Annotated in this window: 28 protein-coding genes; 17 read left to right on the top strand and 11 right to left on the bottom strand. The window is 75.7% G+C overall.

The window, feature by feature from the left end; all coding sequences use genetic code 11:
- Positions 1 to 50: 50 nt before the first annotated feature.
- Genes WAB14_RS12755 through WAB14_RS12715 form a run of 9 tightly spaced genes read left to right on the top strand, consistent with a single transcriptional unit; the run spans position 51 to position 6,908 of the window.
- On the top strand, positions 51 to 311 hold the full coding sequence (locus WAB14_RS12755; RefSeq protein ID WP_340270293.1) for a type II toxin-antitoxin system Phd/YefM family antitoxin: 261 nt from the start codon (positions 51 to 53) through the stop codon (positions 309 to 311).
- Entirely contained in the window at positions 289 to 714 is a 426-nt protein-coding gene (locus WAB14_RS12750) for a PIN domain-containing protein (protein WP_340270291.1), read from the top strand. The genes WAB14_RS12755 and WAB14_RS12750 overlap by 23 nt, the downstream gene beginning before the upstream one ends.
- A gap of 47 nt (positions 715 to 761) precedes the next feature.
- Positions 762 to 1,259, top strand: coding sequence for a 2-oxo-4-hydroxy-4-carboxy-5-ureidoimidazoline decarboxylase (gene uraD, locus WAB14_RS12745; protein ID WP_340270290.1), 498 nt, complete (start codon positions 762 to 764; stop codon positions 1,257 to 1,259).
- Positions 1,256 to 1,594, top strand: a complete 339-nt coding sequence (gene uraH, locus WAB14_RS12740) for a hydroxyisourate hydrolase (protein WP_340270288.1) — start codon at positions 1,256 to 1,258, stop codon at positions 1,592 to 1,594. Before uraD ends, uraH begins: the two co-directional genes overlap by 4 nt.
- Before the next feature lie 2 nt (positions 1,595 to 1,596).
- Positions 1,597 to 2,502 carry a factor-independent urate hydroxylase gene (pucL, locus tag WAB14_RS12735; protein WP_340270287.1) on the top strand — a complete coding sequence of 302 codons (906 nt, stop codon included), beginning with the start codon at positions 1,597 to 1,599 and terminating at the stop codon, positions 2,500 to 2,502.
- On the top strand, positions 2,499 to 3,767 hold the full coding sequence (locus tag WAB14_RS12730) for a DUF6986 family protein (RefSeq protein WP_340270285.1): 1,269 nt from the start codon (positions 2,499 to 2,501) through the stop codon (positions 3,765 to 3,767). The genes pucL and WAB14_RS12730 overlap by 4 nt, the downstream gene beginning before the upstream one ends.
- Entirely contained in the window at positions 3,764 to 5,119 is a 1,356-nt protein-coding gene (gene allB / locus WAB14_RS12725; RefSeq protein WP_340270284.1) for an allantoinase AllB, read from the top strand. The genes WAB14_RS12730 and allB overlap by 4 nt, the downstream gene beginning before the upstream one ends.
- Entirely contained in the window at positions 5,116 to 6,183 is a 1,068-nt protein-coding gene (alc, locus tag WAB14_RS12720; RefSeq protein ID WP_340270283.1) for an allantoicase, read from the top strand. The genes allB and alc overlap by 4 nt, the downstream gene beginning before the upstream one ends.
- A complete protein-coding gene (locus tag WAB14_RS12715) occupies positions 6,180 to 6,908 on the top strand; it encodes a DinB family protein (protein WP_340270281.1) in 729 nt (242 codons plus the stop codon). Before alc ends, WAB14_RS12715 begins: the two co-directional genes overlap by 4 nt.
- Positions 6,909 to 6,945: 37 nt before the next feature.
- Here the strand turns inward: WAB14_RS12715 and WAB14_RS12710 are convergent, their stop codons facing one another.
- From WAB14_RS12710 to WAB14_RS12680, 7 genes are all read right to left on the bottom strand, one after another.
- Positions 6,946 to 7,392, bottom strand: a complete 447-nt coding sequence (locus WAB14_RS12710; protein WP_340270279.1) for an SRPBCC family protein — start codon at positions 7,390 to 7,392, stop codon at positions 6,946 to 6,948.
- Positions 7,393 to 7,471: 79 nt separating this feature from the next.
- Positions 7,472 to 8,053, bottom strand: coding sequence for an urease accessory protein UreD (locus WAB14_RS12705; RefSeq protein WP_340270277.1), 582 nt, complete (start codon positions 8,051 to 8,053; stop codon positions 7,472 to 7,474).
- Between the two features lie 38 nt (positions 8,054 to 8,091).
- Positions 8,092 to 8,784: an urease accessory protein UreG gene (gene ureG / locus WAB14_RS12700; RefSeq protein WP_340270276.1), complete on the bottom strand. Its 693-nt coding sequence runs from the start codon at positions 8,782 to 8,784 to the stop codon at positions 8,092 to 8,094.
- Between the two features lie 48 nt (positions 8,785 to 8,832).
- The gene (locus tag WAB14_RS12695; RefSeq protein ID WP_340270274.1) at positions 8,833 to 9,498 is read right to left on the bottom strand and encodes an urease accessory protein UreF; all 666 of its coding nucleotides are present in this window, start codon (positions 9,496 to 9,498) and stop codon (positions 8,833 to 8,835) included.
- Positions 9,499 to 9,522: 24 nt separating this feature from the next.
- Positions 9,523 to 11,262, bottom strand: a complete 1,740-nt coding sequence (locus tag WAB14_RS12690; RefSeq protein WP_377003247.1) for an urease subunit alpha — start codon at positions 11,260 to 11,262, stop codon at positions 9,523 to 9,525.
- Positions 11,259 to 11,591, bottom strand: a complete 333-nt coding sequence (locus WAB14_RS12685) for an urease subunit beta (RefSeq protein ID WP_377003204.1) — start codon at positions 11,589 to 11,591, stop codon at positions 11,259 to 11,261. The genes WAB14_RS12690 and WAB14_RS12685 overlap by 4 nt, the downstream gene beginning before the upstream one ends.
- Positions 11,588 to 11,905 (bottom strand): urease subunit gamma, encoded by a 318-nt coding sequence (locus WAB14_RS12680; protein ID WP_340270270.1) that lies wholly within the window; start codon positions 11,903 to 11,905, stop codon positions 11,588 to 11,590. The genes WAB14_RS12685 and WAB14_RS12680 overlap by 4 nt, the downstream gene beginning before the upstream one ends.
- A gap of 119 nt (positions 11,906 to 12,024) precedes the next feature.
- Here WAB14_RS12680 and WAB14_RS12675 point away from each other — a divergent pair, with 119 nt between their 5' ends.
- A complete protein-coding gene (locus WAB14_RS12675) occupies positions 12,025 to 13,455 on the top strand; it encodes an AAA family ATPase (RefSeq protein ID WP_340270268.1) in 1,431 nt (476 codons plus the stop codon).
- Between the two features lie 10 nt (positions 13,456 to 13,465).
- Positions 13,466 to 14,236: a ribonuclease III domain-containing protein gene (locus WAB14_RS12670; protein WP_340270266.1), complete on the top strand. Its 771-nt coding sequence runs from the start codon at positions 13,466 to 13,468 to the stop codon at positions 14,234 to 14,236.
- A 28-nt stretch (positions 14,237 to 14,264) separates the two neighbouring features.
- On the opposite strand, the gene WAB14_RS12665 is transcribed toward WAB14_RS12670, so the two are convergent.
- From WAB14_RS12665 to WAB14_RS12655, 3 genes are read right to left on the bottom strand one after another with little or no spacing between them, the layout of a single operon-like run.
- Positions 14,265 to 14,453: a DUF2795 domain-containing protein gene (locus WAB14_RS12665; RefSeq protein ID WP_340270264.1), complete on the bottom strand. Its 189-nt coding sequence runs from the start codon at positions 14,451 to 14,453 to the stop codon at positions 14,265 to 14,267.
- Between the two features lie 42 nt (positions 14,454 to 14,495).
- The gene (locus WAB14_RS12660) at positions 14,496 to 15,902 is read right to left on the bottom strand and encodes a cytochrome P450 (RefSeq protein WP_340270262.1); all 1,407 of its coding nucleotides are present in this window, start codon (positions 15,900 to 15,902) and stop codon (positions 14,496 to 14,498) included.
- Between the two features lie 41 nt (positions 15,903 to 15,943).
- Positions 15,944 to 17,719, bottom strand: coding sequence for an alpha-amylase family glycosyl hydrolase (locus WAB14_RS12655; protein WP_340270260.1), 1,776 nt, complete (start codon positions 17,717 to 17,719; stop codon positions 15,944 to 15,946).
- Positions 17,720 to 17,862: 143 nt separating this feature from the next.
- Between WAB14_RS12655 and WAB14_RS12650 the strand changes: the two genes are divergently transcribed.
- The 5 genes from WAB14_RS12650 to WAB14_RS12630 are packed head-to-tail and all read left to right on the top strand — an operon-like array spanning position 17,863 to position 22,556.
- Positions 17,863 to 18,801 (top strand): methylated-DNA--[protein]-cysteine S-methyltransferase, encoded by a 939-nt coding sequence (locus WAB14_RS12650; RefSeq protein WP_340270258.1) that lies wholly within the window; start codon positions 17,863 to 17,865, stop codon positions 18,799 to 18,801.
- Complete coding sequence (locus tag WAB14_RS12645; protein ID WP_340270257.1) at positions 18,798 to 19,388, top strand: VTT domain-containing protein; 591 nt, start codon at positions 18,798 to 18,800, stop codon at positions 19,386 to 19,388. Before WAB14_RS12650 ends, WAB14_RS12645 begins: the two co-directional genes overlap by 4 nt.
- Positions 19,389 to 19,432: 44 nt before the next feature.
- Positions 19,433 to 20,269, top strand: a complete 837-nt coding sequence (locus WAB14_RS12640; protein WP_340270255.1) for a phosphatase PAP2 family protein — start codon at positions 19,433 to 19,435, stop codon at positions 20,267 to 20,269.
- A complete protein-coding gene (locus WAB14_RS12635) occupies positions 20,266 to 21,207 on the top strand; it encodes a prolipoprotein diacylglyceryl transferase (RefSeq protein WP_340270254.1) in 942 nt (313 codons plus the stop codon). Before WAB14_RS12640 ends, WAB14_RS12635 begins: the two co-directional genes overlap by 4 nt.
- 35 nt (positions 21,208 to 21,242) lie before the next feature.
- Positions 21,243 to 22,556, top strand: a complete 1,314-nt coding sequence (locus WAB14_RS12630; protein WP_340270252.1) for a bifunctional alpha/beta hydrolase/OsmC family protein — start codon at positions 21,243 to 21,245, stop codon at positions 22,554 to 22,556.
- Positions 22,557 to 22,571: 15 nt separating this feature from the next.
- Here the strand turns inward: WAB14_RS12630 and WAB14_RS12625 are convergent, their stop codons facing one another.
- Positions 22,572 to 23,072, bottom strand: a complete 501-nt coding sequence (locus tag WAB14_RS12625) for an inorganic diphosphatase (RefSeq protein WP_340270251.1) — start codon at positions 23,070 to 23,072, stop codon at positions 22,572 to 22,574.
- 142 nt (positions 23,073 to 23,214) lie between these two features.
- Here WAB14_RS12625 and dacB point away from each other — a divergent pair, with 142 nt between their 5' ends.
- Positions 23,215 to 24,657: a D-alanyl-D-alanine carboxypeptidase/D-alanyl-D-alanine endopeptidase gene (gene dacB / locus WAB14_RS12620; RefSeq protein WP_340270250.1), complete on the top strand. Its 1,443-nt coding sequence runs from the start codon at positions 23,215 to 23,217 to the stop codon at positions 24,655 to 24,657.
- Positions 24,658 to 24,664: the final 7 nt, after the last annotated feature.

Genomic DNA, 24,664 nt, shown 5'->3' with positions numbered 1-24,664 from the left:
CAGGACAGCCGGCGCGGACAGGGTGTGCGCAGTGTGCTACGGTCGCGCACATGCCGACGATCGCGTCCCGCGAGCTGCGCAACCACACGGCGTCCGTCCTGGAGCGGGTCGAGCGGGGCGAGGTCTACACGGTGACCGTGCACGGTCGACCGGTCGCGGAGCTCCGTCGGGTGGTGGCGCACCGCCGGCCCGCCGTCCCCCGCGCCGACCTCGTCGCGCTCCTCGACCGGCAGCGCCCCGATCCGGGCCTCGCTGCGGACATCGCATGGATCTCCGAGGGGACGACCGATGAGCTCGACGACCTCGGGTGACGGCCGACCCGCCCGGGCCCTCGTCGACACGAGCGTGTGGATCTCCGGAGAGCTCGGCCGGGCGGTCGACCGCGACCGGCTGCCGGAGGAGAGCCTCGTCAGCGTCGTCACCGTCGCCGAGCTGCAGGCCGGGGTCCTCGCCGCACCTGACGCCACGTCACGTTCCCGACGGCTCGACACCCTGCAGGTGGTGATGGACGCCGAGGTCCTCCCCGTCGACCTCCGTGCGGCGCACGTCTGGGCCGAGCTGAGGGTGCGACTCCGCGACGCCGGACACCGGATGAACGTCAACGACCTGTGGATCGCGGCGATCGCCGTCGCGAACGACGTCCCCGTCGTGACGCAGGACGACGACTTCCGGCCTCTCGTCGAGATCGGCGGCGTCGACGTCGTCAGGGTGTGACCCGGCTCCGGGTTCCGCCACGGGTGACGCATCGCGATACTGCCGCGATGAGCGAGGTCCGGTCCGACACCGTGGCGCTGCCCCCGCGCGACGCCCTGCTCACGTGCCTGCGGTCCGACGCCTGGGCCGACGCCCTGCTCGGCGGCGCCCCGTACCCGACCCGGACGGCGCTGGAGGAGGCGGCGCTGCGCGCCGCGAGGGACCTCGACGACGACGCGCTCGACCAGGCGCTCGCCGCCCACCCGCGCATCGGCGACCGCCCGCAGGGCGACGGCGTCGAGGCGGCCCACTCCCGCCGCGAGCAGTCGGGCGTGAGCGACGACGACCCGCTCGCGGCGCGGCTGCGGGAGACCGTCCGTGCGTACGAGGAGCGCTTCGACCGGGTCTTCCTCGTCCGCGCCGCGGGCCGGTCCACCTCCGACCTGCTCGCCCTCGCCCGGCAGCGGCTCGGCCACGATCGCTCGCTGGAGGACGTCGTCGTGCGCGAGCAGCTCGGCGAGATCGCCGTCCTCCGCCTGCGTCCCCTCGTGGAGGAGCCCGCGTGACCGCGTTCACCACCCACGTCCTCGACGCCGCCACCGGCACCCCGGCCGCCGGTGTCGACGTCACCCTCCATCGCCTCGACGACGGCACGTGGCGGACGGTCGGCGCCGCGACCACCGACGACGACGGGCGCTGCCGGGACCTCGGCCTCGCCTCGACCGTCGTCGGGACCTACCGGCTGACCTTCGCGACCGGCCCGTGGTTCGCGGCGCAGGGGCGCGCAACCTTCTTCCCCGAGGTCGTCGTCACCGTCGAGCTCGCCGACCCCGCCCGGGCCCACCACCACGTCCCGCTGCTGCTGTCGCCCTTCGCCTACTCCACCTACCGGGGGAGCTGAGCATGGCCGTCGTCCTCGGAGCGAACCAGTACGGCAAGGCGGAGGTGCGCCTCGTCCACGTCGACCGCTCGACACCCCGCCACGCGCTCACCGACCTCACCGTCACCACGCAGCTGCGCGGGGAGTTCTCCGGCACCCACCTGCGGGGCGACAACGCCGCCGTCCTGCCGACGGACACGCAGAAGAACACCGTCTACGCTTTCGCCCGGCGCTTCGGCGTGGGTCACGTCGAGGACTTCGCGATGCGGCTCGCCCGGCACTTCGTCGACGCCCAGGAGGCGGTCACGGGAGCCCGGGTCGAGGTCGAGCAGCACGCGTGGGAGCGGATCCGCGTCGACGGCACCGACCACGACCACGCGTTCCGCCGCCCCGGCGGGGAGGTGCGCACGAGCGTCGTGACGGTCGACGGCGACGACGCCTGGGTCGTGTCGGGGCTGCGTGACCTCGTCGTCCTGAAGTCGACCGGGTCGGAGTTCCACGGCTTCCCCCGCGACGGGTACACGACGCTCGCCGAGACGACCGACCGCGTCCTCGCGACCGCCGTCACGGCGCGCTGGCGCTACTCCTCCCCGGTCCTCGCCGCTGCCGACGACTTCGGCGCGGCGCACGCGGCGATCCGCACGACCCTCCTCGAGGCGTTCGCCTCCCTGCACTCCCTCGCCCTCCAGCAGACGCTCTACGCCATGGGCGAGGCCGTCCTCGAGCAGCACCCGGACGTCGCCGAGGTGCGCCTGTCGATGCCGAACAAGCACCACTTCGTCGTCGACCTGTCGCCGTTCGGTCTCGACAACCCGAACGAGGTCTTCGTCGCCGCCGACCGGCCCTACGGCCTCATCGAGGGCAGCGTCCTGCGTGACGACGCCCCGCCCGCAGGGCGGGCCTGGGACAGCGTCCCCGGGTTCGTGTGAGCGGGGCAGCCCGCGACCTGCTGGCGGAGGTCGACGCGCTCCTCGCCGACGACGACGCCGCGACGGCCCGCGCGTACCCGGGGGACGCGACGACCCGGCAGCCGGTCCACACGTGCTACGTGTCGGCGGACCGGGCCGACCGCACCACCCCCTCTCTGTGGGGCGCCGAAGCGCGCGCGGTCCTCGACGCGAACGCCGGCGACGTCGACGCGCTCGCGCGCCTGCTCGCCGACATCGGGGTCCCGCTCGCGCCGGCTGACGCGGAGGAGGTGCTGACCCGCGTCCGTCGCGTCCTCCGGGAGCGTCCCGTCCAGGACCTTCGGATCGACCTGGAGGACGGCTACGGCCTGCGGCCGGACGCCGAGGAGGACGCCCACGCGGCGGCCGCCGGTCGGACGCTCGCAGCCTGGCGGGACGACGCGGGTGCGCCGTTCGTCGCCGGGGTGCGGGTCAAGGGCCTGCAGCCGGCGACCCGGGCCCGGGCTCTCCGCAGCCTCGACCGGCTCGTCGGCGCCGCCGCCGACACCGGCGGGCTGCCGCACCGGACGGTCGTGACGTGGCCCAAGGTGGCGTCGCCCGCCCACGTGGAGGCCGCCGTCCTCGTGGTCGAGCGGCTCGAGGTCGCGCACGGTCTGCCGGCGGGAGCGCTGAGGCTCGAGCTGCAGGTCGAGCTGCCGCAGGCCGTGGTCGCCGCCGACGGTTCGGCGACGGTCGCGCGCCTGGTCCACGCCGGGGCCGGGCGCGTCGAGGGCCTCCACTACGGCACGTACGACTTCAGCGCCGCCCTCGGCGTGGGGCCGGCCGACCAGTCCCTCGACCACCCGCTCGCCGACCACGCCAAGGCCGTCATGCAGCTGGCCGCTGCGCAGACCGGGGTGCGCGTGAGCGACGGGTCGACGAACGTGCTGCCCGTGGGGACACCCGAGCAGGTGCGGGACGCGCTCGTCCTCCACGGGCGCCTCGTCCGCCGCGCGCACGCCCGAGCGCTGCGGCAGGGCTGGGACCTCCATCCGGGCCAGCTCGTCACCCGGTACGCCGTCACCGTCGCCCTCGCCCGGGCGGAGCTCGCCGCCACCGCCGCGCGGCTGCGCGCCTACGCCGCCGGTGCCGCGGCCGGCACCCTCGACGAGCCCGCCACCGCCCGGGCCCTCGCCGGGGCGCTGCTGCGGGGCATCGACGACGGAGCGCTCGACGGCGACGAGGTGCGCGTCGCGACGGGCCTCGACGACGCGACGCTGCTGGACTTCGCGGGCCGGACGCCGTGAGCGACCTCGACCTCCTCGTCCGGGCGGCGCGCGCCGTCGTCGACGACGGCGACGGGCCACGGCTGGCGCCCGCGGTGGTGGGGGTACGCGACGGCACCATCGTGCTCGTCGCCGACCCCGGGTCCGACGCGCCGGCCGCTGCGGTCGTCGTCGACGTGCCGGACGACCAGGTGCTCCTGCCCGGGCTCGTCGACAGCCACGTCCACGTCAACGAGCCGGGCCGCACCGAGTGGGAGGGCTTCGCGACCGCGACCCGCGCCGCGGCCGCCGGGGGCATCACGACCCTCGTCGACATGCCCCTCAACTCGGTCCCCCCGACCACGACGGTCGCGCACCTGCGCGCGAAGCAGGCCGCGGCGACCGGGCAGGTCCACGTCGACGTCGCCTTCTGGGGCGGGGCGGTGCCGGACAACCTCGCCGACCTCGCGCCGCTGCACGACGCCGGCGTCCTCGGGTTCAAGGCGTTCCTCGTGCCGTCCGGGGTGCCGGAGTTCGGGCACCTCGACGACCCGCAGCTGCGCGCCGTCCTCGAGCAGGTCGCGGCGCTCGACGCGCTCCTCGTCGTCCACGCCGAGGACCCCGACGCGCTCGCCGACGCACCGCCTGTCACCGGGCGCCGCTACGCCGACTTCCTCGCCTCACGGCCCGACGAGGCCGAGGTCCGCGCCGTCGAGCGCCTCCTGCTGCTGGCCGAGCGGACGGGCGCACGCGTCCACGTCCTCCACCTGTCGAGCGCCGAGGCGCTGCCGCTGCTCGCCCAGGCCCGTGCCGCGGGGGTGCCGGTGACGGTCGAGACGTGCCCGCACTACCTCGTCCTCGACGCCGCGGGCGTCCCGGACGGCGCGACCCCGTTCAAGTGCTGCCCGCCCATCCGCGACGCCGCGAACGCCGACGCGCTGTGGCAGGCGCTCGCCGACGGTGTCGTCGACGCCGTCGTCAGCGACCACAGCCCCTCGACCGCCGACCTCAAGGCCCTCGACACCGGCGACTTCGGCGCCGCCTGGGGCGGGATCTCGTCCCTGCAGCTGACGCTGCCGCTCGTGTGGACGGCGGCCCGCGCCCGCGGACACGACCTCGCCGACGTCGTCGCGTGGACGGCGGCCGGCCCCGCCCGCGTGGCCGGCCTCCGCCGCAAGGGACGCATACGCGTCGGTGCGGCCGCCGACCTCGTCGCGTTCGACCCCGACGCCCGGGTCGTCGTCGACCCGGAACGGCTGCACCACCGCAACCCCGTCACGCCGTACGCCGGCGCGACGCTCACCGGCGCCGTCCGGGCCGTGTGGCTCGCGGGCCGGACGCTCGACCCCGCCGGGCCCGCCCGGGGCCGGCTGCTCACCCGAGGAGACGCATGACGAGCTCGCCCACCCACCTCGAGGACCTCGTCGACCTCGCCTCCCGGGCCCTCGGTGGGCGCGTGGTCGCGGCGAACGACGAGCTGTTCGCCGACCGTCGCAACCTCAACACCGACCGTCCGGCGTCGTGGGACCCGGCGAGCTTCGGTCCCGACGGCAAGGTCTACGACGGCTGGGAGACCCGCCGCCGCCGTGGTCGCCTCGGTGCCGTGCCGGGGGCCGACGAGCACGACACCGCCCTCGTCCGGCTCGCCGCGCACGGCGTCGTGCGCTGCGTCGTCGTCGACACCGCCCACTTCACCGGCAACTACCCGGCGGAGGCCTCGGTGGAGGCGGTGCGCGTCGACGGGCACGCCGACGTCGCGGCGCTCGAGGCGATGACGTGGACGACGCTCGTGCCCCGTAGCCGCCTCGCCGGGGACACCGAGAACCGCTTCGACGTCGACCCGGGTGCCGGCGAGCAGGCGTGGACGCACGTGCGGCTGCGCATCTACCCCGACGGCGGTGTCGCCCGGCTGCGGGTGCTCGGGGAGGTCCGCCCCGACCCCCGCTTCCTCGAGGGCACCGTCGACCTCGCCGCCGCCGTCAACGGGGGACACGTCGTCGACGCCTCGGACCGCTTCTACGCCTCGCCCGGCAACCTGCTGCGCCCCGGCACGGGCGCGACGATCGGGGAGGGCTGGGAGACCGCCCGCCGGCGCGTCCCGGGCAACGAGTGGGTCGTCGTCGCCCTGGGAGCGCCCGGCCGGCCGCGCGTCCTCGACGTCGACACGACCCACTACCTCGGCAACGCACCGGGCGCCGCGCGGGTGCGCGGGGTGCGGGTCGACGCCGGCGCGGAGCTCCCGACGGACGACGGGACCTGGGTCGACCTGGTCCCGCTGACCGCGCTGCTGCCCGATACGGTCCACCGGTTCCGGGTCCGCGACGTCCTCGCGGAGCCGCCGGTCGTCACGCACGTCCGCCTCGACATCCACCCCGACGGGGGCGTCAACCGCTTCCGCGTGTGGGGCGAGCTCGACGGTGACGGCGCACCCGCCGCGGCCCCGAGGACGCAGCGATGACCGACCACATGAGGAGCGACTTCCGGGGCGCGACGTTCGTGCGGTCGAGCTTCCGAGGAGCGACCCTCCGCTTCTCCGACGTCAGCGACGTCACGATGCGGAGCGTCGACGTGGCCGGGCTCGACATCGACAGCCACGACCTGTTCCTCGGCAGCCTCGTCGTCAACGGGGTCGACGTCGTGCCCCTGGTGGACGCGGAGCTCAACCGGCGGTTCCCGGGCCGCGAGCTGCAGACGGCGCGGACGCCCGAGGGCCTGCGCGAGGCGTGGGTCGCGGTGCGGTCCGCGTGGCGGACGACCGTCGAGTGCACGCCGCCGGAGCTCGTCGACGCCCACGTGGCGGACGAGTGGTCCCTCGCGCAGACCCTCCGGCACCTCGTGCTCGCCACCGACGCCTGGCTCCGCGGTGCGGTCCAGGGCATCGAGCAGCCGTTCCACGAGATCGGCCTGCTCTTCACCGGTGCCGAGGAGAGCGGCGTCGACATGTCGCCCTTCCGCGCCGACCCGCCCGGCTACGCGGAGGTCCTCGCCGTGCGCGCCGAGCGACAGCGGATGGTGACCGACTTCCTCGGCACGGTCACGGACGAGCAGCTCGCGGAGGAGCGCACGGACCCGTGGGGCGGCGACGGCTGGCGTCCCACCGTCGGTGACTGCGTCCGCGTCGTCCTCGAGGAGGAGTGGGCCCACCTGCGGTACGTCCGACGGGACCTCGAGCTGCTGCGATGACCCCCTGGGCGCGGTCCGTCGGTGCGACGGCCGCCCGTCACCGGGCCTCGGCCAGCTCCTTCACCCTCGCCAGCGCACGCTCCCACGCCGCGACCATGTCGTCGTAGTAGGCGTCCTCCATCGGGGCGGAGATCATGAGGTGCGTGCCGCCGCCGGCGTCGGCGAGGCGGTACGTCTCGTGGGTCCCCGACCACAGCCGCGCTTCCTCGCTCTCGGTGTCGTCGCCACCGCCGGACACGACACCGGTGTACTCGACGTCGAGGAGCTCCGGTCGACGGCTCGCGGCGATGCGGCCGACCAGGCCGGTCCCCTCGGGGCCGAGGAACCGGACGCTGCTGCCCTCCTGCCAGTCGGTCTCCGCGAAGGACCCCTCCGCGAACTCCGCGGTCCACTGCCGGTACGTGGCGTCAGCGGTGAGGACCTCCCACACCCGCTCCCGCGGTGCCTCGACGTCGATCTGCTTCTCGATGGGACGCGTCGACATGGTGTCCTCCTGCTCGTCGGTGGGTGCCGAGGGGGAGACCGGGCACGCGGCCGGAACTCATCGGACGATCTCCGGCCGGTCACCGCACGCTGACGGTCAGCGTCCCGCCAGTGGCGAGCGGCATGACCGCGTGCCCCTCGCCCGCCGCCGCCGGCGAGCCGTCCGCGGTGTCGAGGACCGTGACGAGCGCCCGCGGGTCGTCGCCGCCGAGCGTCGTCGTCTGCCGCAGCACGGGCCGGTCGTCCCGCGTGACGTCGAGCCGGCCCCGCCACCAGCCGCCCGGCTCGCCGTGCCGACCGCGGACGACGTGCTCGGTGAGCACGACGTGCGCGTCGCCCACCAGGCGCACGAGGGTGGTCGTCTCGTGCTCGGCCGCGGCCGTGACGACCACCGGCGGGAGGGCGCAGCGCAGCAGCCCGCCGTCGTCGACGTCGCACTCCGCGTGCACACGGGAGCGCGCCTCGTGGCGCGAGGCGAGGACGACGCTCGCGGCGACGGCGGCGACGTCGAGGACCGCACCGGGACCGACTCGGACGCGGAGGCGCACCTCGTCCCCGCCCATGGGCCCCGCGGCCGTGCCGACGAGGTGCAGCCGCGCGGGGCCGGTGCGCCGGACGGCGAGCGCGGGCCCGGTCACCGCCACCCGCTGCAGGTCGGTCACCCCGCCGCGGGCGACGGCGACGACGTCGACGGTGGTCCTCAGTCGACGAGCCCGTCCGCGTGGCCGGCCCGCTGCCCGGTCGCGCGCAGCTCGGCGACGAGGCCGCGCACCCAGTCCGCGACCGGCCCACCGCTCGGGTTCTCCCGCAGCGAGATCAGCAGCGTCGGGCGGTCCTCGCGCACCCTGGCGGCGTCGTCGCGCATGACGTCGAGGCTCGCGCCGACGAGCGGGGCGAGGTCGGTCTTGTTGACGACGAGCAGGTCCGACAGCGTGACGCCGGGACCGCCCTTGCGGGGCACCTTGTCGCCGCCGGCGACGTCGACGACGAAGACCTGCCGGTCGACGAGCCCCGCGCTGAAGGACGCGGTGAGGTTGTCCCCACCGGACTCGACGAGCACGAGGTCGAGCCCCGGCACGGTCGCGACGAGGTCCTCGACGGCGTCGAGGTTCGCGGTGATGTCGTCACGGATCGCCGTGTGCGGACAGCACCCCGTGCGGACCGCGGCGATGCGCTCGTCGGGCAGGACGGCGTTGCGGCGCAGGAAGTCGGCGTCCTCGGTCGTGTAGATGTCGTTCGTCACGACCGCGAGCGACAGCTCCTGCCCGAGGGTGCGGCACAGCGCCGCGACGAGCGCGGTCTTGCCGGAGCCGACGGGCCCGCCGATGCCGATGCGCACCGGCCCGTCGTGGGTCAGGTGCTCGTGCGGGTCGTGGCTGTGGTCACCGGACACAGGTCCTCCTCATGTCTGCGTTCCTGTCGACGGGACGGGCGGGCGGGGTCACGAGGCGAACAGCCGGTCGGGGGCGGCGGCGTGGCGCTCGGCGAGGACGTCGAGGAGCGGGTCGGACGGGGACGGCAGGTCGTGCAGCGGCCCGGCGGCGGCCGCGACGGCGGTCGCGACGACGCCGTCCATCTCCGCCGCCAGCCGGGCGGTCAGCGCGGCGACTGCGACCGGGTCGAGGGCGAGGAGCCGCTGCGCGGCCCCCGCCGGACCCGACACGGCCAGGTAGACCGCGGCCGCGGCCGCGTCCGTGGGTCCCAGTCCCGCCGCGGCCGCCGCGACGCCGAGAGCGACCGCGTGGTGCGGGCGCCGACCGAGCGCCGACCACCCGCCGGGTGGTCCGGTGTCCGGCCAGGTCGCGGCGGCCAGCCGCAGCAGCCCCCGGCCCTGCGAGCGGGACGCCTCCCGCTGCGCCGGGGACGGGGTGCGCGCGTCGGTCTCGGCGTCGAGGTCCGCGTACCGGTGAGGTGCCACGCAGGCGGCCGCGGCGACCCCGGCGGCCACGGCCGCGCTCGTCCGGAGCCGCCGCCGCAGCCAGCCCTCCAGGTCCGCGAGGCCGGTGAGCCGGCCGTCGGACCGCGCCTGCTCGAGCCCGCCGGAGTGGACGTGCCCGCCGGTCGGCAGCCGCCCGTCGCCCAGCAGCAGGGCGAGCGCGCTCGTCATCGTGTCGTCATCCGGGCACGACCATCAGAACAGGAAGTACCGCTGCGCCATCGGCAGCTCGGTCGCGGGCTCCTCCTCCCACACCTGCCCGTCGACGGTGACCGTGAAGGTGTCGGGCTCGACCTGGATGGTCGGGGACGCGTCGTTGAGCGGCATGTCCGCCTTGCCCCGCCGGCGCACGTCCGCCGTCGCGACGAGCCGACGCTCGAGCCGGAGCCGGTCCGCGAGCCCGTCCTCGAGCGCCGTTGTCGACACGAAGTGGATGCCCGCGCGTTCCGCGGCGCGCGGCAGGGCGCCGAACATCGGCCGCGGCAGCACCGGCTGCGGCGTCGGGATGGACGCGTTGGCGTCGCCCATCTGCGCCCACGCGATCATGCCGCCGAGCAGGACCGCGTGCGGGCGCACCCCGAAGAACGCCGGCTCCCACAGGACGAGGTCGGCGCGCTTGCCGACCTCGACCGAGCCGACCTCCGCCTCGAGGCCGTGGGCGATCGCCGGGCAGATCGTGTACTTCGCGACGTAGCGACGGGCGCGCAGGTTGTCGTGGCCCCCGCCGGGCCCGCCGGTGGGGTCGCCCGGCAGGGCGCCACGGCGGCGCTTCATGACGTGTGCTGTCTGCCACGTCCGCAGGACGACCTCCCCGACCCGGCCCATCGCCTGGGCGTCGGAACCGATCATCGAGATCGCACCGATGTCGTGGAGCAGGTCCTCCGCCGCGATCGTCGAGGGCCGGATACGGGACTCGGCGAACGCGAGGTCCTCCGGGATCGACGGGTCGAGGTGGTGGCAGACCATGAGCATGTCGAGGTGCTCGGCGAGGGTGTTGACGGTGTGCGGGCGGGTCGGGTTCGTCGAGCTCGGCAGCACGTTCGGGTACCCGGCGACGGTCATGATGTCGGGCGCGTGCCCGCCGCCCGCACCCTCCGTGTGGTACGCGTGGATGGCCCGGCCGCGGATCGCCGCGAGCGTGCTCTCGACGAACCCGGCCTCGTTGAGGGTGTCGGAGTGCAGGGCCACCTGGACCCCGGCGGCGTCGGCCACCGTGAGGGCGGTGTCGATGGCGGCGGGCGTGGTGCCCCAGTCCTCGTGGAGCTTGAACCCGGCGGCCCCGCCGCGCAGCTGCTCCCACAGCGCCTCGTGGCTCACGGTGTTGCCCTTGCCGAGCAGCGCGACGTTGACGGGCTGGTCGGCCATCGCCTCGAGCACCCGCGCGAGGTGCCACGCCCCGGGGGTGACGGTCGTCGCCTTCGACCCCTCCGCAGGGCCGGTCCCGCCACCGACCATCGTCGTGATGCCGCTGCCGAGCGCCTCCGGCACCAGCTGGGGGCAGATGAGGTGGACGTGGCAGTCGATGCCGCCCGCGGTGAGGATGCGCCCGTTCCCGGCGATGACCTCGGTGCTCGGTCCCACGACGAGGTCGGGGTGAACGCCCGGCATCGTGTCGGGGTTGCCCGCCTTGCCGAGGGCGACGATGCGGCCGTCGCGGATGCCGACGTCGGCCTTGACGACGCCCCAGTGGTCGAGGACGACCGCGCCGGTGACGACGGTGTCGGGCGCACCCTCGGCGCGGCTCACCCGCCCCTGTCCCATCGACTCCCGCAGGACCTTGCCGCCGCCGAAGACGGCCTCGTCGCCGGCGCGCCCCGGCCCGCCGCACCAGTCGTCCGTCACCTCGAGGACGAGGTCGGTGTCGGCGAGACGGACCCGGTCGCCGGTCGTCGGCCCGTACAGCTGGGCGTAGCGCTCGCGCGAGATGTCCATCAGGCGGGGCCTCCGTCCAGGTGCCCGGGAGCGTCCCCCTGCAGTCCGCCGACGTACCGCGCGCCGCCGAGCGGGACCACCCGCACGGTCTGCGGCACGCCCGGCTCGAACCGCACGGACGTTCCGGCCGGCACGTCGAGGCGTTGCCCGTACGCGGCGTCGCGGTCCATCGCGAGCGCCGCGTTGGCCTGCGCGAGGTGGAAGTGGCTGCCGACCTGCACGGGCCGGTCGCCGGTGTTGACGACCTCGAGCTCGGTGACGGGCCGGCCCTCGTTGAGCTCGAGCGACCCCTCGGCCGGCCACACCTCGCCCGGGACGACGTGCCCGGTCACGGCCGCGTCTCCAGCACGATCGGGTCGTGGACGGTGACGAGCTTGGTCCCGTCCGGGAACGTGGCCTCCACCTGCACCTCGCCGACGAGCTCGGCGACGCCCGGCATGACGTCGTCGCGGGCGAGCACCTCACGGCCCGTCTGCATGAGGTCCTGGACGCTGCGCCCGTCGCGGGCGCCCTCGAGCACCGCCGACGTGATGACGGCGACGGCTTCCGGGTGGTTGAGGAGCAGGCCGCGACCGCGGCGGCGCCACGCGAGCTCGGCGGCGTAGGAGACGAGCAGCCGTTCCTGCTCGTGCGGACTCAGGTGCATCGACGCTCCTCGTGCCTCGCCACCGGTGGCGGGAGTCAACCCGACCCGGGTTTCGCCCGTGTTTCGTGCCACCGTATGGCTGCCGCGGCGACCACCGCAGCGGGAAGGGGGGTAGAGCGATGTCGGCCTCGGAGCAGGAGGCGCGTGAGTTCGCGGTCGCCTTCACCCGCTTCCTCGACTGGGTCCACGGTGGGGGCAGCGCACGGGCGAGCCACGTGGTGTCGCTCGTCGGTGAGCACCTCGGTGCACACGGGCTCGACCGCTCGGTCGTGACGCGCGCCCTGCCGCCCTTCGAGCACGTCAACCTCCAGCTCGCCCTGGAGGACTGGATGCAGCGCACCGGTCGCGCCGCCGTCGTCCACGGCGTGTCGGTGCCGCCGCACTACGCGGCGATCGGCCTCCAGCAGCTCCTCGACGGCGAGGGGCTGCCCCCGGTGCGGCTGTCGGCGCCACCGCTCGTCGACCTGCCGAGCGGCCCGGGCCGCACCCACGCGTGCCTGCAGTCGGCACTCGTCCTCGTCGAGGACGACCGTGGCAACTACGTCCTGATGCTCCGTGGACCCGTCCCCCACCAGGAGCCGACCCTCTCCCTGGAGGTCGCCGGCCTCGCGGTGGCGGACGCGCAGGCGGTCCTCGCCGAGCTGGACGGGCTGCGTGCGCACCACAACGTCTTCCGGGGCCACGTGCTGGAGCTCGGGACCAGCGACTCCGGCGAGCTGGCGCTGGCCTTCGCCGAGCTGCCGCTCACCGAGCGCGACGACGTCGTGCTCCCCGAGACGGTGCTGCAGCGCATCGAGCGGCATACGGTCGACGTCGCCGCCCACCGCGACTCCCTGCGCGCCGCCGGGCAGCACCTCAAGCGCGGGCTGCTGCTCTTTGGCCCGCCAGGGACCGGCAAGACGCACACGACGCGGTACGTCGTCGGTCGCATGACCGGCTGCACCGTCCTGCTGCTGTCGGGCCGGTCGATGCACCTCATCGGAGCAGTGGCCGGGCTGGCCCGGCAGCTGCAGCCGACGGTCGTCGTGCTCGAGGACGTCGACCTCGTGGCCGAGGACCGCGGCTTCGGCCCCGGCGCGAACCCGGTGCTCTTCGAGCTGCTCGACGCCATGGACGGCGCCGCCGCGGACGCCGACCTGCTGTTCCTGCTGACGACGAACCGCGCGGACCTGCTGGAGCCGGCGCTCGCCGCACGTCCGGGTCGGGTCGACGTGGCCGTCGAGATCGGTCTGCCGGACGCCGAGGCCCGCCGCCGGCTCCTCGAGCTCTACTCGCGGGGCGTCCCCCTCCGCCTGGCAGAGGCCGACGTCGCCGAGGTCGTCGAACGAACGGACGGGGTGACGGCCGCGTTCCTCAAGGAGCTGATCCGTCGAGCGGTCCTCGAGAGCCTCACGGAGACCGCGCCCCTGGAGCTCGTGTCGGCCGACCACGTCAGGGCAGCCCTGTCGGAGCTCCTCGCGAGCGGCGAGCGGATCACCCGGGTCCTGCTCGGCATCACGGACGAGGACGGCGACCCGGACGAGCGGCTCGGCGTCGAGGACGGCTGGTGAACAGCGGGTGGTGAGCGAGGGCAGCCGGACCGGGCCGCTGCGCCGCGGGGTCGACGCGACCGACCGTTCGCGGGTCGCGGCGGTCCTCGGTGTCGTCGTCGCCGACGCGGACGCCGCGCTCGTCCTCGACCCGCGGGGCCGGGCGTTCCAGCGCCTGGAGTGGCAGGGCGACTCGGCCCTCGATGCCGTGCTCGCCCTGCACCGCTGGGGCGACCCGGCCTGCTGCGCGGACCGCCGCTTGGAGGACCTCGTGTCCGACGCCGTGCTCGCGCCGGCCGCGGTGAACGCGGGTCTGCCGGACCTGCTCGACTGGCCCGCCGGCCCCGAGCGGCTCGCCGACACGGTCGAGACGTGCGTCGGGGCCGGCTGGCACGTCGGCGCGCAGGCAGCGGCGACCGTCGTGCGTCGCCTCGTCCACGACGCCGTCGACGTCGTTGAGGTGGGTCCCCGGCCGGAGCTCGCCGACCGTGCGGCGGCTCTGCGGTGCGACGGGCTCGGGCCGCCCGCCCACGTCGGCGCCTACGTCTGCGAGCTGTCCGCCGCCGACCACGCGTACGCACGCGACGACCTCGCCGACGCCGACGAGGGCCGGCTCAGCGACGTGCGCGCGCTCCTGCTCGACGGCGAGCGGGTGCTGCAGGTGGCCGAGGACCTCGGCTGGCTGCCCGGCTGCGGCGGGCCGCCACGGCACGTCCTCGACCACGTCCAGGCGCGGGTGGGGCTCGTGGCGGTGACGGCCGGCCTCGAGGCGGGCGTCCTCGAGGCCGGCCGGCTCTGGTGAGCGCCTCCCCGGCTCGGCGCCGAGGGACTCAGTTCTGCCCGCTCAGCTGTTCGCTGACGCCGCTCGGGCCGTCGTACTCCCGGTCGGCGATGCCCTGGAGCTCCTCGACGACCTCGTCCGGTGCGCCGTTGTCACGGGCACGCCGCACGAGGGCGTCGCGTCCGGCCGGGTAGTCGACGCCGGACAGGTACTTCTGGACCTCGATCGCGTTGGCCATGGCGGCCGGGTACCCGCGCTCGGGCGGTCCACTCCTCCTCGCTCAGCCGTCGAGGGGGTGCGGGCGGAAGCGCAGCCCGAACGGGTCGAGCGTGCCCGGCAGCGGGCCGTCGGACAGCCCCGACCGGTCGAGGAGCTCGAGGTCGTGCTCCTCGACGAGCCGTGCGAGCACCTGGCTCGTCACGAGCAGCGTGATGTTGCGCCCGGGGCAGATGGCGGTCCCGCCGCTGAACGGCACGAGGGGGTGCTCGTCGTGCCCCCGCTCGCGCAGCCAGAGCTCCGGCGCGAAGCGGTGGGCCTGGGGGAGCGTCGCGTCGTCACGGTGGAAGAACGGTGCGAAGACGACGACCGAGGTGCCCGCCCGCATCGTCCGCCCCCGCCACGACGTCTCCCGGTCGGTGTCCCGGAGGATGGCGGGCGTCGTCGGCCACAGCCGCAGGGACTCCAGGACGCACGCCCGCCCGTACGGCAGGTCGGGGGCCGTCCCGAGCTCGTCGCGCAGCCGCGCGGCCGCTCCCTCGTGCGTCGTCACGAGCGCGAGGGCGCGGGCGAGCGCCCAGCCGGCCGCGTCGAACGCGAACAGCCACTGCGGCACCTGCTGGACCGGTTCCGTGCCGGGTGGGGCCGGGGTCCGGCGCAGGACGGCGGCGAGGCTGCCCTCCTCCGCCGCCTCGACCCGGGAGGCGAGACCGGTGAGGAAGCGATCACGGAGCCCGGCGTCCGCCGGTCGCAGGTACGCCCAGTTCCCGTGCCGGCGCAGCCGCAGGAGCCGGTCGGTGAGGGCGTCGTCGTCGCGCGCGGAGTCGCCGAGCACGACCCGTCGCACGACCCGCCACCACGTGCGGACGAGGCGGTCGAAGTCGAGGACGTCGTCGTGGCGCAGCTGCTCCCGCAGACCCGCCACCTCCTCGCGGACGACGTCCCGGGTCCGGTCGCCGATCTCGTGGACGGTGCGACCGGACTGCAGGACGGCCTCGTTGAAGGGTCGGCGCACCTCGCGCTGCCCCGGGTCGGAGGCGAGCACGCCCTCGGGCTGGAAGTGGCCGAGGGCCGGTCGCTTCTCGCGGGTGTCGGCTCGGAACGGCTCGGGCGTGCCGTCGAGGACCCGGTGCACGTCGGACGGGTCGAGGACGAGCGCGACCCGGCGCGCCCCGAGCCGCAGCTGGACCGGGCCCGGCCCGTATCGGTCCCGCAGGTGCTGCATGACGGTGACGGCGCGCGCGTCCGCGTCGACCCGGTCGAGCGCCCCGACGACGCGGGGCCGCCGTGTGATCGCCCCCCGCGCCGCGACGGGCAGGACGACCTGGGCGAGGGCGCGTGCGGTGTCGGCAGCGGACGCGACGGGCAGCTCCTCCGCCGCCTCGCCGGGGGACGGCGGTTCGTGGGCGGCAGCCCGTGCGGCGGCGTCAGCGGCGGCGGGGTCGAGGTGGTCGACGTGCTCAGGGGTCATGCCCCTGACCTACCCCGGGGACGGCAGGTGAAGCGCTCGCGTCAGCGCACCTCGACGAACCAGGCGTTCCCGTACGCGGCGAGCGGCTCGCCGGCGGCCTGCGCGGCCCCGCGCCGGTCCGCACCGGAGTCGACTCGCGCCCAGCGGCCCTCGGGCAGCTCCAGCGGCACCGGGGAGCCGGAGACGTTGACGGCGACGACGGCGCGGCAGCCGTGGTCCGGCACCCGCTCGACGACGACGAGCGCCGGGTCGTCACCCTGGACGACCTGCGCGGCGTCGGGGGAGAAGGCGGCGTGGGCGCGCCGCAGGTGGAGCAGCTCGCTGATCGCCCCCAGCGAGGCGGCCTCGCGCGTGCCCGGCGACGTGAGGAGCAGCTCGAGGTCGTCGGCGTCGAAGCGCATGCGGTTGAGGTCGCGCGCGTGTCCCGTCCGGTCGAACGTCGCCTCGTCGTTGCCGGCGCCGAGCAGCGCCCCCAGGTACAGCAGCGGTACACCGCGCAGGGCGAGGGCGAGGGCGTACGACGACACGTGCCGGCGCAGGGCCGTCGCCTCGTCGTGGCCGGCGCCCATGACCGCGGCCCACGACACGGCGAGCTCGTACGGCCGGGTCGAGCCGTCGGCGCACGAGCGGGCGTTGACGCGCCCGCCGGCGCGCTGCGTGGCGGCGACGAGCCGGTCGAGGGCCGCGTCGTCGAGCAGCCCCTCGACGGCGCGGACGCCGATCCCGTCGTGGCTGGCGAGGAACGTGAGGTACGTGCGGCCGTCGCCGGGGAACCACAGCGCGCGGGCCCACTCCTTGAGCCGCGTGGCGTCACCCCCGACGAACGCGTCGAGGGTGAGCGGGGGCAGGGCGAACTGGTAGACCGCCTGGGCCTCCCGCTCCCCGTCGAGGCCGAGGTACGCGACGTTCTCCGCGTGGGGGACGTTGGTCTCGGTCACGAGGACGAGACCGGGGTCGACGGCGTCGAGGCACGCGCGGAACAGCTGGACGAGCACGTGGGTGCGGGGCAGGTTGAGCGAGGGTGTCGCCGGGTCCTTCCACGCGAACCCGACGGCGTCGAGGCGGATCGCCCGGGCGCCCTGCGCGACGTAGCGCAGCAGCACCTCGACCATCGCGAGGAGGACCCGGGGCTCGCGGTAGTCGAGGTCGACCTGGTCGGGGGAGAAGGTCGTCCACACCCCCACCTCGCGCCCGTCCCCGCGGGTGACGACCGTCCGCAGGGGGCTCGTGCGGGGACGCGTCACCGCCGTGGTCGGCGTCCCGGCGTCCAGCTCGCGGAAGAACCCGGCGTACGCGGGGTCGCCGGCGAGCCAGCGCGTGAACCACGTCCCCTGCGCGGAGACGTGGTTGACGACGGCGTCGGCCATCCACGTGGCGCCGGCGGCGAGCCGGCGGACGTCCTGCGCCGAGCCGTACGCGGGGTCGACCTCCGCGTGGTCCATGACGGCGAAGCCGCCGTCGGAGCTCGACGGGTGCAGGGGCAGGGTGTGGACGCCCGTCACGGCGGGCGACAGGTGGGCGTCGACGAGGTCCGCGAGCGCGGCGAGCGGGCTGCGCGCGCCGCTGCTGTCCTGCACGTGGTCGGGGTAGGCGATGAGCCAGGCGTCGGTCTCGTCGAGCGGCCGGGTCGGTGTGGTGCGCGGTGCGGCGGCGAGCAGCGCCTCGAGCCGGTCCGCCGTCGCCGTCAGCGCGGCCCCGTCGAGCACGCCGTCGTACAGGCGCGTCAGCAGGTGGCGTCGGCGCGCCGCGAGCGGGGAGGGTCCGCGGCGGACGGGTGCGGCGGGCAGCACGGCACGGCCGGTCGATGTTTCAGGCATGTTACGTCGGTGTCCCGTGCGGCTGCGGCGGTGCGAGAAGGGGGGTCACCGAAGAGGTAACGGCACGCACGGGCCCCGGGTCAAGTCGGATCACGGCACGGATCGGGAGGGATCGCCCGGACGCCCGGCCTACCGTCGGGGGTGTGAGTGCGGAGGTGGGTGTGGACAGCGCGGCAGCAGGACCCGACAGGGCCGTCGGCGGCACCGCGGAGGACCGACGGCGCGTCGCCGTCGCGTGCCGCGTCCTCGACGACACCGGCGGTCCGGTCCCCGCCGTGGAGCTCGCCCGGGTCGCCGCCTGCAGCACCCGGCAGCTGCACCGCGCGTTCGCGGCCGTCCTCGGGGTCGGTGCGCTCCAGTACGGCCGTGCCGTGCGCACCGGCAGGGCGCGCGAGGTGCTGCGCGGCGCGCGCGGGTCCGTCACCGACGCCGTGTGGGAGGCGGGCTACGGCTCGGCGCGGGGCTTCTACGAGGAGGTCGGCCGCCGGCTCGGCATGAGCCCCGCCGAGTACGCCCGGGGCGGGCCCGGCCGGCGGCTGCAGTGGTCGTGGACGGCGACCGCGGTGGGGGCGGTGCTCGTCGTCGTGAGCCCGGACGGGATATGCGCGGTCCGCGTCGCGGCCGACGGGGAGGCCGACGTGCCTCGCCTGCTCGACGAGGTGGCGGCCGAGCTGCCGCACGCCGAGCTGGTCCGCGACGACGCCGCCCTCGTCCACGTCCTCGACGCGGTCCGAGAGCTCGCCGACGGGCGTCCCCTCGGCCCCGCCGCGAGGGCCGGGCTGCCCCTCGACGTCGCCGGGACCGCGTTCCAGGCCCGCGTGTGGGAGGCGCTGCAGGAGATCCCCGCCGGCGAGACGCGCACGTACACGGAGGTCGCCGCCGCCGTCGGGCGTCCCACGAGCGTCCGCGCGGTCGCCCGGGCGTGCGCGACGAACCCTGTCGCCCTCGTCGTCCCGTGCCACCGCGTCGTCCGCGCCGACGGGTCGCTCGCCGGCTACCGGTGGGGCCTCGCGGTCAAGCGGTCGCTGCTCGACGCGGAACGCCGGTCGGTGGACGCGGGCGACCGTACGCTGGCCGGGTGAGCGAGGCCCCGGCACGGCCCCGCGCCGGCCGCGGTCGGGCGGTCGCCCTCGTCGCCCTCGTCGTCGTCGTCAACGTCGGGGCGTACGCCCTGCTCGCCACCGACACCGCGCAGCGCTGGCTCACTGCCCTCGAGCAGTACGCCTACGGCGGCTCGTTCCTGCTGTCGCTGCTGACGAACGCGACCGTCGCGGTGCCCGTCCCGTACAACCCCGTCGTCCTGCAGATCATGACGGTGGTCGAGTGGCCGTTCCTCGTCGCGGTGCTCGCCGCGGCTGGCAGCGCCCTCGGGGAGTCGACGGGCTGGTGGGTCGGCGCCCAGGGGCGTGCGGTGCTCCCCTCCGAGGGGCGCTCGGGGCGGGTCGTCACGTGGCTGCACCGGCAGAGCGAGCGGCGCGTTCCGGCCGCCGGGGCGCTCGCGGTCCTCGCCGCCGTGCCGAACCCCGCCTTCGACGTCGCCGGGCTCGTCGCGGGCACCGCCGGCCTGCCATACCCCCTGTTCCTCGTGGCGACGTTCGTGGGACGGCTCGTCCGCTTCCTCGTCTTCGTGCTCGCGGCGCCGGTCCTGCTCGACGCCTGGCCCTTCTGACCACCGAGGGTGCGGATCCGGTCGTCCCCGGGTACCCAGGACGGATGGACCAGCGCGACCTCGCCCAGCGACGCGACGACACCACGGGTGCGCCAGGCGCCGTCCGCCCGCCCACCATGGAGGAGGCCCGGTCCGGCTGGCGCCGCGTCGTCGAGGTCGCCGCGTCCCAGTGGCAGCTGCTCCTCGTCCTCGTCCTCGCGGGCGGGCTGTTCGCCGCCATGGTCGCCGCGGTCGCCGAGGTCTACGACAACGTGCAGGACGGTGACGAGCTCGCGGCGGTCGACGAGCCGCTGCTCCGTGCGGCTCTCGAGCTGCGGTCGCCGTCCCTCGACCGGGCGATCACGCTCTACACCGACCTCGGCGGCACCGTGTGGGCTCCGGTCCTCACCGCCCTCCTCGTGGCGGGGCTGTGCGTCCTGTGGCGCTCGTGGACCCCCCTCGTCCTCATGGTCGTCGCGACCGCGGGCTCCCTCGCGATGACGGCGGTCGGCAAGGCAGTCGTCGCCCGGGCGCGGCCCGACATGGACCTCGCCGTGCCGCCGTTCGAGACGTCCGCCGCCTTCCCCAGCGGCCACACCCTCAACGCCACGGTCATCGCCTTCACCCTCGCCTACCTCGTGTGGCTCCACGTGCGCTCGGGGGCGGTGCGGGTGCTCGTCGTCATGGGGGCGGTCGTCCACGCCGTCCTCATGGGCCTGTCCCGGGTGTACCTCGGCCACCACTGGTTCACCGACGTCGTCGTCGCGTGGGCGCTCGGGCTCGGCTGGCTCGCCGTCGTCGTCGCCGTCCACCAGCTCGTGCTCGTGCGGGCCGGGCGCCGGTCCAGCCGCCACGAGCAGTCCGGGGAGCACCCGGGTGAGGCGGATACCGTGACGTCGTGAGCCCTGCGCCCCTCGCCGCCGCCGTCCCGGCCGGCATCCCCTACGTGCCGTTCCCGACCATCGAGCTCGGTCCGGTCACGATCCAGGTGTTCGGGCTGTGCGTCGCCGTCGGCGTCCTCCTGGGCGGGCTCGTCACGGCCCGGCGCAACGCGCGTCTCGGCATCCCGACGGAGCAGACCGAGAAGATCGTCATCGCGCTCGTCGTCGTCGGCGTCATCGGCTCCCGCCTGCTGTGGGTGCTGACGAACCTCGACGCCATCGAGTCCCCCGTCGACGTCATCGCCGTGTGGGACGGGGGTCTCCAGTTCTCCGGCGGCTTCATCTCCGCGTTGCTCGTGTCCCCGCTCCTCGTGCGGGGCATGTCCTCGGCGCAGCGCTGGCACCTGCTCGACGGGGCGGCCATCGGCCTCGCCCTCGGTCTCGCGATCGGGCGCATCGGCTGCTACGCGGTCGGCGAGCACCTCGGCGGGACGACGTCGTCCCCGCTCGGCATCACGTACCAGGGCACGCCCGGTGACACGGTGGAGGGCCCGCTCGTCTTGGGGGAGACGTACTGGTCGCTTCCCGTGCTGGAGTTCCTCTACGTCATGGCGATCTTCGTCGTCATGGTGCTCGTGGACCGCCGCGGCGAGTACGGCGCCGGCACGCTCGCCGGCATCTTCAGCGTCGGCTACGCGATCACCCGCTTCCTGTCGGACTTCCTCCGCACGTACGACGACACCGTCTACGGGCTCACCGGCGCCCAGTACATGTGCCTCGCGCTGTTCCCCGTGGGGCTGTGGTTCCTCCGTTCGGCGCGACGCCGCGAGAGCCCGGCGGTGTACCGGGCCCGGCTCGCGGCCGGGACGGGGGTCGACGGGCCCGGTGTCACGGTCGAGGAGGCCGGGGACACGGAGGAGACGGACGGGACGACCGCGCGCGACGAGACGCGCGGCTGAGGCGCCCGCGCCCGCCGACGGAGGGGACGACTGCCATGGCCCGGGAACGGATCACCTTCGAGGGCGCGCGCGGCCAGCGGCTGAGCGGGGTCCTCGAGCTGCCCGACGGGCCGGTCCGGTCGTGGGCGGTGTTCGCCCACTGCTTCACGTGCAGCAAGGACAGCCACGCCGCCTCCCGGGTGTCCCGGGGGCTCGCGGAGCGCGGCACGGCCGTGCTCCGCTACGACTTCAGCGGCCTCGGCGACTCCGAGGGCGGGGACGAGGGTGCGCTCGCCGGCTTCACGGCCGACGTCGACGACCTCGTCGCCGCCGTCGGCCACGTCGAGTCCGAGCGGGGTCCCGTCACCCTGCTCGTCGGGCACTCCCTCGGCGGCGCCGCGGTCCTGTCCGCGGCGGCCCGCCTGTCGGGCGTCGCGGCCGTCGCGACGATCGGCGCCCCCGCCGACCCGGCGCACGCCTCCCGGCTGCTCGCGGGGGCGGGGGCCGAGCTCGCGGCCGAGGGCAGCGCGTGCGTCAGCATCGCCGGTCGGGAGTTCCTCGTCCGCCAGGAGCTCGTCGACGACCTGCGCTCGCAGCGGCTCCTCGAGCAGGTCGGGGAGCTCGAGGGCGCCCTGCTGGTCCTCCACTCCCCGCTCGACGAGGTCGTCGGGATCGAGAACGCCGCGAGGCTGTTCGCCGCCGCCCGCCACCCGCGGTCGTTCGTCACCCTCGACGGCGCCGACCACCTGCTGAGCCGCCGCTCGGACGCGCTGTACGTCGCTGACGTCGTGAGCGCGTGGGCGTCCCGCTACGTCGCGGTGACCCCGCCCCGGCGTACGGTGTCGGCGACCGCGGAGGCCGAACCGGTCGTGTCGGACCGGGAGGTCGAGGCGGAGGCGTCCGCCGGCTCCTCGCCCGACCCGGCCGTCGCGCTGGCCGACGGGCAGGTCCTCGTGACGGAGACCGGCGAGGGACCCTTCGCGCAGGAGGTCCGGGCCGGACGGCACTCGTGGACCGCCGACGAGCCGCCCGAGGTGCCCGGCGGCACCGACACGGGGCCGACGCCGTACGACCACCTCCTCGCGGGGCTCGGCGCGTGCACCGCGATGACCGTCCGCATGTACGCCGACCGCAAGGGCTGGCCGCTGCGGCGGGTCGAGGTCCTCCTCGGGCAGGAGCACCGCCACGGCGACGACGCGACCGAGTGCGTCGCCGGGCGCCCCGGCTGCGTGCGGGAGTTCCACCGCGAGGTGCGGCTCGAGGGCGACCTCGACGACGACCAGCGCGCCCGGCTGCTCGAGATCGCCGACAAGTGCCCGGTCCACAAGACCCTCGAGCAGGGGGTGCGCGTCGTCACGACCGCCGGCTGAGGGCGAGCCCGGGCGTCAGTGCGAGGTGGAGTACCCCGCCTCGCGCGCCCGCACCACCGACCGCTGGACCTCCCGCTCGGCCTGCTCGCGGCCCGCCCAGTGAGCCCCCTCGACGCTCTTGCCGGGCTCGAGGTCCTTGTACGTCTCGAAGAAGTGCTGGATCTCGAGGCGGTGGAAGTCCGCGACGTCGTTGAGCTCGCGGATGTGGGCCATGCGGACGTCGTTGTACGGCACGCACAGGACCTTGTCGTCGCCGCCGGCCTCGTCGCGCATGCGGAACATGCCGATCGCCCGGCACGCGATGAGGCAGCCGGGGAAGGTCGGCTCGTCGAGCAGGACGAGGGCGTCGAGCGGGTCGCCGTCCTCACCGAGGGTGCCCTCGATGAAGCCGTAGTCCGCGGGGTAGCGCGTGGCGGTGAAGAGCATGCGGTCCAGCCGGATCCGCCCCGACACGTGGTCGACCTCGTACTTGTTGCGCTGACCCTTCGGCACCTCGACGGTGACGTCGAACTCCATGAGAGTGGCTGACCTTCCTGTCGCTGCCGGCACCTGTGTCGAGCGGCGCCGGGTACGGTGCGGTCGGCCCGGCGCGCGAGGACCCGGCGGCCGGGGGACGGCGCCGAGCGGGGCCATTGTGTCGCAGTGACGGAGGTCGGGCATGACCGGACCGGGGGAGGTGCCCCGCCGCGTCGCCGCGCCCTGGCTCGCCCTGCTGGTCGCCGGTGGTCTCGCGCCCGTCGCGGCGTCCGCGCCCACGGGGGAGCCGCAGGTCGTCGCGCCGCCCGTCGAGCGGGTCGTGCCGCAGGACCCCGCCCTCGACCCCGCCGCCCCGCCGCCCCCCGACCCCGCCGTGCTCGCGACGAGCCTCGCGCCCCTCCTCGCCGACGACGCCCTCGGGCCGTCCCCCGCGGTCAGCGTCCGTGACCTCGCCACCGGCGCCGAGCTCGCGCAGCGCGACTCCACGACCCCGGTCGAGCCGGCCTCGACCGCGAAGATCGTCACGGCGGCCGCCGCCCTCGACGTGCTCGGTGCCGATTGGCGGCTCGTCACCCGCGTCGGCTGGGTGCCGGCCACCGAGCGCGGCGGCGACAGGCCCGCCCTCGTGCTCGTCGGTGGTGGGGACCTCCTCCTCGCGCCCGGCGCGGGGGACCCCGGCACCGTCGACGGCCGCGTCGGGCTCGGCGACCTCGCCCGGTCCGCCGTCCTCGCGGTCCTCGAGGGCGATCCGGGGGAGCGGCTGCTCGCGCCCGACGCCGCGGGGGTCGACGTCCTCGTCGACGACTCCCTCCTCGGCGCGCCCCAGCAGCTGCTCCGCTCGCCGGGCGACGCGTTCTTCGCCGCCACGCCCGCGTCCCTCGCGGTGTCGGCCGGGCGGCTCGGGGCAGGGGCCGGTCGGGACGACGACCCCGCCGGTACGGCGGCTCTCGCGTTCGCCGACGCGGTAGAGGACGAGCTGGCCCGGGTCCTCGGTGCGGACGCGCCCGCCGTCGGGTCGCCGGTGGTGACGACCCGTCCCGTCGCGCTGCCCGTCGTGGTCGCCGAGGCGCGGTCGGCCCCGCTCGCCGACGTCCTCTCCTACCTGCTCGTGACGAGCGACAACACCATCGCGGACTCCGTCGCCGGTCTCGTGGCGGCCGAGCAGGGGCGCAGCACGACCCTCGCGTCCGCGAGCGACACGATCGTCGAGGTGGTGGAGGCGCGCGGCGTCGACCTCGGCGCGACGGACCTCACCGACGGCAGCGGGCTCTCCGACGACAGCGTCGCCACCGCCGCCGGGCTCACGGCGCTGCTCGCGGCCGCGGCCGCCGCCCCCGACGAGGACGACCTGCGGCTCCTGCCGCACCTGCTGCCGGTGGCCGGTCTGGAGGGCACCCTCGACGACCGCTTCGGCGTCGACTCGGCGGCGGCCGCGGGCCGGGGTGTGGTCCGGGCGAAGACGGGCACCCTCACGGGCACGACAGCCCTCGCAGGTGTCGTCACCGCCGCCGACGGGCGGGGCCTCGCCTTCGCCGTCCTCACCGACGAGGTCCCCGCCGGGTCGACCGCGGCGGCCCGCCGCGCCGTCGACCGCGTCGCCGCGGCCGTGGCCGCCTGCTGCTGACCTGCCG

Source organism: Aquipuribacter nitratireducens (assembly GCF_037860835.1).
Lineage (GTDB): Bacteria > Actinomycetota > Actinomycetes > Actinomycetales > JBBAYJ01 > Aquipuribacter > Aquipuribacter nitratireducens.
This window is presented reverse-complemented; position numbering and strand designations above follow the sequence as displayed.

What these genes read in the sequence shown, in the direction of transcription:
- WAB14_RS12755 (WP_340270293.1), top strand. Translation starts at nt 51, where the DNA reads ATGCCGACGATCGCGTCCCGCGAGCTGCGCAACCACACGGCGTCCGTC.
- WAB14_RS12750 (WP_340270291.1), top strand. Translation starts at nt 289, where the DNA reads ATGAGCTCGACGACCTCGGGTGACGGCCGACCCGCCCGGGCCCTCGTC.
- uraD (WP_340270290.1), top strand. Translation starts at nt 762, where the DNA reads ATGAGCGAGGTCCGGTCCGACACCGTGGCGCTGCCCCCGCGCGACGCC.
- pucL (WP_340270287.1), top strand. Translation starts at nt 1,597, where the DNA reads ATGGCCGTCGTCCTCGGAGCGAACCAGTACGGCAAGGCGGAGGTGCGC.
- alc (WP_340270283.1), top strand. Translation starts at nt 5,116, where the DNA reads ATGACGAGCTCGCCCACCCACCTCGAGGACCTCGTCGACCTCGCCTCC.
- WAB14_RS12715 (WP_340270281.1), top strand. Translation starts at nt 6,180, where the DNA reads ATGACCGACCACATGAGGAGCGACTTCCGGGGCGCGACGTTCGTGCGG.
- WAB14_RS12710 (WP_340270279.1), bottom strand. Translation starts at nt 7,392, where the DNA reads ATGTCGACGCGTCCCATCGAGAAGCAGATCGACGTCGAGGCACCGCGG.
- WAB14_RS12695 (WP_340270274.1), bottom strand. Translation starts at nt 9,498, where the DNA reads ATGACGAGCGCGCTCGCCCTGCTGCTGGGCGACGGGCGGCTGCCGACC.
- WAB14_RS12680 (WP_340270270.1), bottom strand. Translation starts at nt 11,905, where the DNA reads ATGCACCTGAGTCCGCACGAGCAGGAACGGCTGCTCGTCTCCTACGCC.
- WAB14_RS12675 (WP_340270268.1), top strand. Translation starts at nt 12,025, where the DNA reads ATGTCGGCCTCGGAGCAGGAGGCGCGTGAGTTCGCGGTCGCCTTCACC.
- WAB14_RS12665 (WP_340270264.1), bottom strand. Translation starts at nt 14,453, where the DNA reads ATGGCCAACGCGATCGAGGTCCAGAAGTACCTGTCCGGCGTCGACTAC.
- WAB14_RS12660 (WP_340270262.1), bottom strand. Translation starts at nt 15,902, where the DNA reads ATGACCCCTGAGCACGTCGACCACCTCGACCCCGCCGCCGCTGACGCC.
- WAB14_RS12655 (WP_340270260.1), bottom strand. Translation starts at nt 17,719, where the DNA reads ATGCCTGAAACATCGACCGGCCGTGCCGTGCTGCCCGCCGCACCCGTC.
- WAB14_RS12640 (WP_340270255.1), top strand. Translation starts at nt 19,433, where the DNA reads ATGGACCAGCGCGACCTCGCCCAGCGACGCGACGACACCACGGGTGCG.
- WAB14_RS12630 (WP_340270252.1), top strand. Translation starts at nt 21,243, where the DNA reads ATGGCCCGGGAACGGATCACCTTCGAGGGCGCGCGCGGCCAGCGGCTG.
- WAB14_RS12625 (WP_340270251.1), bottom strand. Translation starts at nt 23,072, where the DNA reads ATGGAGTTCGACGTCACCGTCGAGGTGCCGAAGGGTCAGCGCAACAAG.
- dacB (WP_340270250.1), top strand. Translation starts at nt 23,215, where the DNA reads ATGACCGGACCGGGGGAGGTGCCCCGCCGCGTCGCCGCGCCCTGGCTC.